The organism is Thermoanaerobaculia bacterium, from assembly GCA_035260525.1.
In the GTDB taxonomy this organism is placed as follows: Bacteria; Acidobacteriota; Thermoanaerobaculia; order UBA5066; family DATFVB01; genus DATFVB01.
Genome location: DATFVB010000162.1, coordinates 1 through 8,958 on the forward strand (window position 1 = coordinate 1; position 8,958 = coordinate 8,958).

Below are 8,958 nucleotides of genomic sequence, written 5' to 3' on the forward strand. Positions count from 1 at the left end.
GCCGTCGCCTCGGCGTACGCTGTCGCCCGCCGTCCGCGCGTTTCGTGGCGGGCGGCCACGTCGGCGGCTTCCCTGGCGTTCTTCGTCCTCGCTCGCGTCGCTCAGCGGACGTGGATTCCGGGGCAGAACGTCGAGTTCGCCTCTCTCGGGTCGCTGAGACTCCGGACGGTCGTTCTTCGCGGGCCCCTGATCGTCTCCGGAATCCTCCACTGGCTGTCGGATTTCAGGTTGTGGGGCGTTCTCTGGCCCGCGTTCGCAGTCGCCCTGTTCGTCCTCGCGTGGACCGGACGTCGATCCCCGGCGATGGCGATCGGCGCGACGGCGCTGCTGGCGGCCGTCGGGGACGGCGCGATCTTCTTCTGGACGCGCTGGGGAGATTTCCGCCTGCACCTCGATCAGGCGTACCCCCGGCTGCTTGCGCAGATCGCGCCGCTGGCCATCGCGACGGTCGGAGCCGCGGTGTTTTGCGTGAAGGGCCGGGCGCCCGGAACGGCCCTCGTGCCGCCGCGGGCCCGCCCTCTCCTCGGCCCGCGGTCGCGGCGGGTCGCCCGCGCCGCCGCGGCCGTCGCGGTCCTCGGCAGCGTTTTCGCCGCCGGAGGGGCGGCGGCGTTCCACCGTCTCGTCGCCTCCCTTCGCGCTCCGCAGGAGGAGCTTCTCCCGGAGGAAATTTCGCGGGCGCTCCCCGCGGCGCGGCGCGCGCTTCCGCCCGGCGCTCCCGTTTTCTACGTCACCGCCGACGCGAACACGTGGCGCTGCGGATTGTGGCAGCGCGCCCTCTATCCGCGCCCGGTCTTCTGCGTGCGGCCCGCGCCGACGTCCCGCCGTGAGCTCGCGAATCTCCGAAACGCCTTTGCCGTCCGTTGGGCCATCGGCGTTGCGGAGCCCCCTCCGGATCTCCCGGTGATCCGCCGGAAACGGCTTTCCGATCGGGTATGGATCGGGGAGGTCGGGCCGTGAATTTCCGAATCGCCGGAACGGCCGCCGCGATCCTCGTCGGCGCCGGATTCGCCTGTCTCGCCGAGCTCGCGCTCCGCCGGCGCTCGACCGATGTGTTCGGCTGGAACGAGTCCTTCCTGATCGGGGCGGGCGGCTGCGCCGCTCTCCTTTTTCCCCTGTCGCTCGTCGCTCCGCGCCGCGCGCTCGACGCCGTCGCCGTTTGCATCGTCCTCGCGCTGGCGGTCATTCCGATTCGGATCGCGCGCGCCTGGCGACAGCGGCGCGGGGGCCAGGGGCGCCCGGCGCCACCGGGGGCCGCCGACATTGTTTCCTTCGCTTTCGTCGTTTTCGCCGTCGCGCTCTTCTGGGTCCTGAATCTGCGGGCGGCCTTCGCCTGGGACGGTTTCCAGATCTGGGCGACGAAGGCGTTTCTCCTCTTCCGGGAGGGAGGGCTCCGGCCGGAGCTGTGGGCCGGGAGCATCTACGAAGGGCGCGCCGGCCGGGCGGTGAACTATCCCGCCATCGTTCCCCTCTTCGAGGCGCTCGTCGCCCGCGTCCTCGGCCGGTTCGAGTTCCTCGATCTGAAGCCGGTGTTCGTCCTTTTCTTCGCGTCGATGCTGCTCTCCACCCTGAAAGCCGCTCGGTCCGTCACTCTTTCAAGGCTCGAACGTTTCGGCGTCGTCGCGATGATCGCCGCGCTGCCGGCGTTCACGAGCCGCCCGATGGTGGGCGGAAACGCTGATCTACCCGTGGCGGCCTGCGTCGCCGCGCTCGCGGCGGCCTGGCTCTCTCCCGACTCCCGCCCGGGCCGATGGAATTCCGCCGTGCCCTGGCTGCTCGGATCGCTCCTGGCGGCCAAATCGGAGGGCTTGATCCTCTTTGCGGTCGCCATTGTTTCGGCGGCCGCGATGACCCCGGTGGAAGACCCGGCGCGCCGGCTTCGCTTCGGCGCCGGGGCCGTGCTGGTCGGCGCGGCTCTTCTCGCCGACCGGCTCGTCTATCTCCGGTGGACCGCCGTCCCGGACCGGCTGATCGACTCGCCGAACCCGACGACCCTCGTTCGGGCGTTCGACCGGATCCCCGACGTCGCGGCTCTGTGCGCCCGAGAGCTCGTGCGGGTCCGCGAGTGGGGATTCTTCTGGCCCGCCTTCGTCGTCGCGTCGCTCCTCGTCGTGTGGGCGTCGCCGGGCCGGCAGAGGTCGGTCGCGCTCGCTTCGCTGCTGGGTCTCGCCGCTTACTCGGCGATCTTCCTCATGTCGAGCTGGCCGGTGCGGCTCCACGTGGCGCAGGCCTACGGCCGGCTGCTCGCGCAGATCGCTCCCGCGGCGGCGATCACCATGCTCGCCGCTTACCGCGCCGTGCGAATGGGACCCGGTTTCGGAGCCGCGGGACTCGCCGCCCCCGAACCGGGATCCGCCGGGACGGAGCGACTCCGCGCGCGTCGGACGAGGACGAACACCGCCAGCCCGAGCCATCCCGCCGACGAAACGAACAGACACGACCAGAAGATCGGCGCCACATATCGAAGGACGACGCGATGCCGCCCCGGGCCGACCGCGACCCCCTGGAACGCGTAGTCGGCGCGAACGATGACGGCCGAACGGCCGTCGACCCATGCCCGCCAGCCGGGATACGCGCTCTCGCTGACGACGGCGAATCCGGAAACCGGAGCGTCGGCGACGAACGAGACCTTCCCCGGGCTCTCGGTGAAGCCCTCGGCGGGAACCAGCGCGGCCGGAGAAGCGACGGTCGTCCCGGTCGCCGAGCCGCCGGGAAGCACGAGAGTCCGCCGGGCGTCGAACGACGGCGCCAGCACGGCCTCTGCCTCCTGCTCCTCCCGAGCGTATCGGCGGACGGCCTCCGCCGGCATGAAGAAGGCCCGGGGAAGCGCGCTCGAATTTTCGAATACGCGAACGGAGTGATCACGAAAGACCGCCTGGAGCCGACCGGGGTCCCGCTCGAGATCCGTCGCACTCGAATTGCTCGCCGTGGCCAGGAGGAATCGGGCGCCGAGCAGGTCGAAGATGCCGTACGGCGGCGTGGCGGCGATCGCCTTCGCGGAGAAAACGTTGCTTCCTCGCGGGCTATGGAGAGCGGTCAGGATTCGCGACGTGCGGCGAAGACGGAAATCGTAGCCGCCCGGCGTCCTCAAGCCGTACATCATCTCGAAGTTCGCGCCCATCGTGACGTTCATCACCGCCACGCGAGCGCCGTCGCGAGTCCGGGATCGGAGGAAATCGAGAGCCGGGGCGCCGGGAAAAACGTGCTCGGCGCGGACGAACGGAAGGATCCCGTGCTGGAAAGTGAAGAGATCGAGGGCGGCGACGACGAGAATGACCTTCGCCCCGGCGGGGCCTGGAATCCTGCCGGCCGCCATGACGGCGACCGCCGCCATTCCGAGGGCGATCCATCCCTCGGACGCTCCCGGCCGGGCGAGGAGCGAAGTCGCTTCGGGTGCGCCGGCGTTCGTCCCCATCCAATGGACCGCCCAGGCCGCCGCTCCGGCCGCGCCGAGGGCGACCAGCAACGCCGGCGTGATCCGCCGCTCGCGCTGCCGCTCGAGCGCGGAGAGGCCGAGCCCCGCGAGGACCGCGAGCGAGAGATCCGCTTCGAGGAGGAAGCGGCCGTTCGGGATCCCGGAAAGAATCGGAAAGTGCTGGGAGATCTCGTACATCGGAGGCAGGCCGAAAACGATCTCGATCGACGCGAGGAGCAGGAGCAGGAAGAAGACGGCTTCGCTGCGGCGGCGATGTCGGAATGCGAACGGCACGAGGAAGATCGTCACCATCCCCGCGTAAGACGCCGCCTCCGGAAGCGGGACGCCGTCGGCATTCGGGTTCGCCAGCGCGTCGCGCGACAGGAATCCCGCTATCTGTCGGAGCGGATGGTGTCCCCAGGACCACAGAGATCGGTCGATGCGACGAACCCACTCGAGCGTGGGACCGAGCTGAACGAGGCAGAGGGTGGCGGCTCCCGCTCCGGCGAGGAGGAGCCGGCGGCCATACGCGGCACGGCCGCCTTCCGGCGGGAGGCCGTCCCCCGGTGAAAGCAGCCGGAAGAGGGCGAACGCCGCCACGGCCACGGCCATTTGAAACGCCACTTCCGGGTGTCCACCGAGGAGCGGCAGCGAGCCGGCGGCCGATGCCAGGAGAACGGTTCCGATGTCGCCGCGGTGCCGGAGGCGCTCCACGGCGAAGAGCGCGAGAGGCAGCCAGATCCCCGTGGATTCCTGCGACCGGCCGCGCCAGCACGCGAGGAACCCCGAAAAGGCGAACACGATGCCGGCGAGCCACGATCCCGAAACCGTGCCGCCGAGCGCGTCCACCAGGAGGGCGGCACCGGCCCCGGCGAGAAGAGGGCGAATCGGGATTCCCGCCCCCCAGCTGTAGCGAGACGGAAGGACCGCGGTGATCAGGTTGACCGGATCGAAGACGGCCGACGTGGTATTTGCCAGCAAAGGGCACCCGGACAGAATCGCGTCGTTCCAGAGCGGGAAACGAAATCGGTGCAGCTCCTCGACGACGTGAACCCGCCAGGGGTAGAACTGCGTCGCGATGTCACCCTCCTCCGCGTGGTGCTGGACCGGCAGGGCCGGACGCCCCCCCTCCCAGACCGGGAACTGGACAACGATGTTCGCGGGAAACGGAATGCGGCCAGCGAGAATCGGCGCGTATTCCACCGCGATACAGAGGATGAGGATGGCCGCGCCGAAGGAGAGGAAGGACTTCCTCCGCGGGGCTGTTCCGGCGGGGTCCTTCTTCCGCTTGACCCGACGCCTCGACGAACGCCTGCCGGAACGCCCGCGAACGCCCCGTTTCAAGGCGACGAACCGGCAGGGGCTCGCCGCCCCAGTGAGTCGTACGCGGCGAGCAGCACGACGGCGGCGGGAGCGGCGATCTGCTCGAGAAGACGCGGGAACGCCAGGGCGATGTGCGTCTCGAGGGGCTCGCTGCCGTAGCGCGGCGGCCCGGGAAATCCCCAATTCGAGAAGAGGAAGATCGCGCCGTACGCGGACGCCGCGAGTCCTGTCGCCTGCGCGAGTCGCCGGGCGGCGCCCCTCCCACGGATCGCCAGGACCGCCACGGCCGGCGCCGCGGCGGCCCAGAGGAGCCCCCAGCTGCGCAGGGAGAGCGCCTGCGCGATGCACGCGCGGACGACCGGTCCGAGGCGATGCGCCGCGACCGACAGGTGGGCGGCGTCGAAGGGGCCGTAAACCCCTTCCGGGGCGCCGAACCGCATTCTCCAGAACACCGTGATTCCCGCGAACCCCGCGAGCGGCAGCAAAGCCCGCCGCGACCCGGCCGGCCGCGCGGCGCGGCGCGGCATCGCGGCGACGAGCGCGCCGCAAGCGACGAGAACGGCGCCTTCCGGTTTGCTCAGCAGCACGGCGCCCGCCAGCCACCCGTCCGCCGGAGCCGCGGCGGGGGAATCCGTGAACCGCCCCAGCCAGGCGGCGGCCGCCGCGGCCGCCGCCGCCGCGAGCGCAAGGTCCGCGAAACCTCCCGCGTTCCAGTCGGCGGAAACGGCGGGGAGGAACGCCACGACCGCGACCGCTGCGCCGGCCGGACCGCGGCCGAGGAACCGCCGCGCGATCCCCCATGTGCCCGCGAGAAGGGAAACGAAGAAAACCGGGAAGGCGAGTTTCGCGGCGCGGAAGTCGAAACCGCCGGCGCGACGGGCGGTGAACGCCTCGACGAGCGGCACGAGAGGCGGATAGCTGGCGACGCGGCCCAGGCGCTCAGGCTCCCGATCCGACCGCTCGAGCCGTCCCTCGACCGAGAGAACCCGCGCCTTCGACGCCCAGATGTCGAAGCCGTCGGTCACGTAGCCCGTCCGCGCATTGAGTGCCGCGAAGACGACCGTGGCGATCGCTGCGATGCCGAACGCCGCCGAACCGGCGAGCGACCGGGAGCTCCGTGCGGAGAGCTCGTGCGGCGCCGGATTCGCCCGCGTTCGCCGCCGCCACAGCGCGGCGAGCACCGCCAGCGGAAGGGCCCCGAACAGGATCGATAGAACGTTCGACGCCGCCGCCGAGCCGGCGACGAGCAGTGCGGTGAAACAGCCCGCGCCGACCCAGAACGCTTCGTTCAAGGCCGCGATCGACCGGGACGGGCGGCGCAGAACGAGCTCTCCCGTAGCGGCGAATCCCGCGACGACCAGAATCAGCCGCGCGAGCCCGTTCACCTCGGGCCCAGCTCGCCGACGATCACGTCGGGGGCGATCCACCACGCGCGCGTGAACCCGGGGGAGACGGGGGCCGATCCCGCCCCGAGGGAAAGTGCGACCCGCGTGCGCCAGCGCTCCCTCAGCACGTCCAGCTCGCCCGTCCCGATCGCCTCCGGAAGAACGGCCACGAGCCGGCGCGGATAGAGGAGCCTGCGCCAGACGAAGAACGCCATCGACCCGGGCTTTCGCGTGATGGCGATCAGGACGTCGGATCGGCCCGCGAAGGACGCGACGCGACGGACCTCCGCTTCAATCTCCGGCGTGACGACGACCTGGGGCGCATCGCGCAGGAACTCCCCGTGCGCGGTCCGCCGGACGGCCGCCGCCCACACGACTCCCTGCGCGCCGATCAGAAGGATCGCGAGAAACGACAGCGCCCCGCCGAGCGCCCGGCGTGCGGAACGGGGCCGCCACGCTCCGACGGCGACGGCCGCCACCAGTACCGCGCCGGCGAGACCGCAGGCCACCAGCCGGAAGACGATTCCGGCGCGCGTTCCGGGCGCCAGCACCAGCGGGTCGAAATGGACGTAGCGGGACAGGTCGATTGCCGGCTCGGCCGCGCTGCCGGGAGTCTTGAAGAACCACCAGTAATGGGCCGCGACCCAGATCCTCTCCCTCTCCGGGCGGAGCGCGCATTCGAGCAGGCGGAGATCGAAGCGGATGGGGTTCCACACGACGTCGCCCTGGATCGCTTCGAGCGTGTTCTGTCCCGCGAGGCGGGAGGCGTGGTAAGGCGCGCCGTACGGAAACAGGATCCCGAGCGACGAAACGATCCCGCCGAGGATTCCCGCCGCCGCCGCCAGCAGCCGGCGCGCCCGGAATCGGCCGGGCCGGCTTGCCGGGAACGCGAGGCAGAGCATCAGCGGGGCGACCGCGCTGTGGAGATATCGCGGTCCCCACGTCTCGTCGGACCAGATCTTCAGGAACGCGAACCCCGCGACGAGGCACGCGAACGTGAGGGCCGCGAACAATCCGGTCCTTCGCCGGACGGAGATCGCCCGCGGAATGCGGCAGAGGCCGAAAACGGCGAGCGGGGCGTAGAACAGGAGCCCCTTGTTCGGCGAGGCGACGAGGGACACCGCGTTGAACAGGAAGAGGAACGGGTCGTGGACGAAGGTGTGCTGGACGTTGGCCCACGAGCCCCCGAATCGCCTCCAGAAGAACTCGCGCGTCCAGGCGTTGCCTCCGATGACGAGGATGCCCGCGGCGGCGGCGGCCGCGAGAGAGCGCCAAAGCTTCCGCGGATCGCCGGGCGCCCGGTCGCGAAAGAAGACGAAGACGAGGAACGCCACCGCCGGCAGCAGGAAAATGCCGGTCGATTTGACCGACACCGCCAGCACGGCGACGGTCACGAACGCGGCGGTGAGCCAGCGGGAACCGGAAGGCGGGACCGCGAGCGCCAGGTAACCGGCGGCGAAGAACGCGAGCGACTGCGTCGTTTCCAGCCCGACGTAAGCGTAGGGCCAGAGCATCGTGGTGAACGCCGCCGCCAGCGTGATCGCCAGGGCGCGCCGGGCCGAGCTCAGGCGGCGGGCCCAGGCAAAGAGCAGCGCCAGGAGGGCGATCGTCTCGAGGAGAGGCTCGAGCGACGTCACCGCGTCTTCGGCCCGTGGATCGCTTCCGAAGAGCGCCCGGCTTGCCGCGACGAACGGCACGTGCGGGGCGAAGCCGAGCACGCCGTGACGCGACCAGGCGCTCGGCGTATTCCAGCCTCCCCCGCTCAGGAACCGGAACGCCGCGCTCGTCCATGCATCGGCCGCGTGCACGTCCTGGCCGTTGTAGCCGCGGTCGGTGATCCGCCACGGCGACAGCGCGAGATACAGGAGCGTGAGGCCTGCAAAAAGGAGGACGGGCGCGCGGGCGCGGCGAATGACCGGCGCATCGGGAGAGAAAGGGAACAATGCCTTCGGAATCTATGCCGGGAATCGCTCGAAGGCAAATTCGCCGAAGTCCGGAATCGGCGCCTCCCGGAGCCCGAGCCCACCGCCGCTCAGCGGACTTCCAGGTCCTCGGGAGAGGGAAACAGGCGGCACTTCTCCTCGGCGACGGCGACGCGGATGCGCCCTCTCTTCGACAACGATACCGCGGGAACGAGCGCGATCAGGGAGCCCGGCCCCTGGTAGATCGTCGATGCCTTCTTCCCGTCGAGGAGCACGAACGAGCCGGGGCCGAAGCCGCGCCCCGCGACGCCGAGAGAAGACGAGCCGTCGGCGCGCAGCGAGAATCCGCGGCCGGCCTCGGTCGAAGAAGGATAGATGTGCCGGATTTCCGGGCACGCGCCCGCCGGCCGGGGCGGAACGACCGCGAAGGCGACGGCGGGGGAACGCGCTCCGGTCGCGTCGCGGACCGAGACCGGGACGTTTCCGACCCGCTCGATCAGCGTGGGCGGAACCGTCGCCGCGAGCGAGTCGGACGACACGAACTGCGTCAGCATGGGCTCGTCGCCGAAATAGACGGTCGAATCGGGTGAGAAGCCCTCCCCCGCCACCCCGAGCACCGACATGCCGTCGAATCGGACGGAAAACCGCGTCGCGACGTAGGCATCCGGCGGATAGAGGTCGCGAATCCGGGGCGACGGACGTTCCACGCGCGCTCCCGGGATCGGCGAGGGCGCGGCGGGAGCGATCTCGCCGGTGGACGTCCGCCGGCGGCATCCCGGAACCGCGAGAACCGCCAGGAGCGCGGCGCACGCTGCCGCCGGAGAAGAGAACGCTTTCAACGAAAGGTCTCCGGCTGCCAGCGGATCCGAAAAACTCCGGTTCCGGTGCCCGGGAGCGGCGCCGCCCGATCCGGGAC

The 8,958-nt window shown here is 70.9% G+C and carries 5 protein-coding genes; 1 reads left to right on the top strand and 4 read right to left on the bottom strand.

Going from position 1 to position 8,958, the window contains the following annotated elements:
- Positions 1-957 (top strand): hypothetical protein (locus VKH46_07900; protein HKB70752.1); only part of this gene is annotated, 957 nt, incomplete at its 5' end.
- Between the two features lie 1,327 nt (positions 958-2,284).
- Here the strand turns inward: VKH46_07900 and VKH46_07905 are convergent.
- The 4 genes from VKH46_07905 to VKH46_07920 all read right to left on the bottom strand — a co-directional run.
- Positions 2,285-4,615, bottom strand: a complete 2,331-nt coding sequence (locus VKH46_07905; GenBank protein ID HKB70753.1) for a YfhO family protein — start codon at positions 4,613-4,615, stop codon at positions 2,285-2,287.
- A gap of 137 nt (positions 4,616-4,752) precedes the next feature.
- Entirely contained in the window at positions 4,753-6,120 is a 1,368-nt protein-coding gene (locus VKH46_07910; protein ID HKB70754.1) for a hypothetical protein, read from the bottom strand.
- The gene (locus VKH46_07915; GenBank protein ID HKB70755.1) at positions 6,117-8,063 is read right to left on the bottom strand and encodes a hypothetical protein; all 1,947 of its coding nucleotides are present in this window, start codon (positions 8,061-8,063) and stop codon (positions 6,117-6,119) included. The genes VKH46_07910 and VKH46_07915 overlap by 4 nt, the downstream gene beginning before the upstream one ends.
- An 89-nt stretch (positions 8,064-8,152) precedes the next feature.
- On the bottom strand, positions 8,153-8,958 hold an 806-nt coding region (locus VKH46_07920; GenBank protein HKB70756.1), incomplete at its 5' end, for an IPT/TIG domain-containing protein.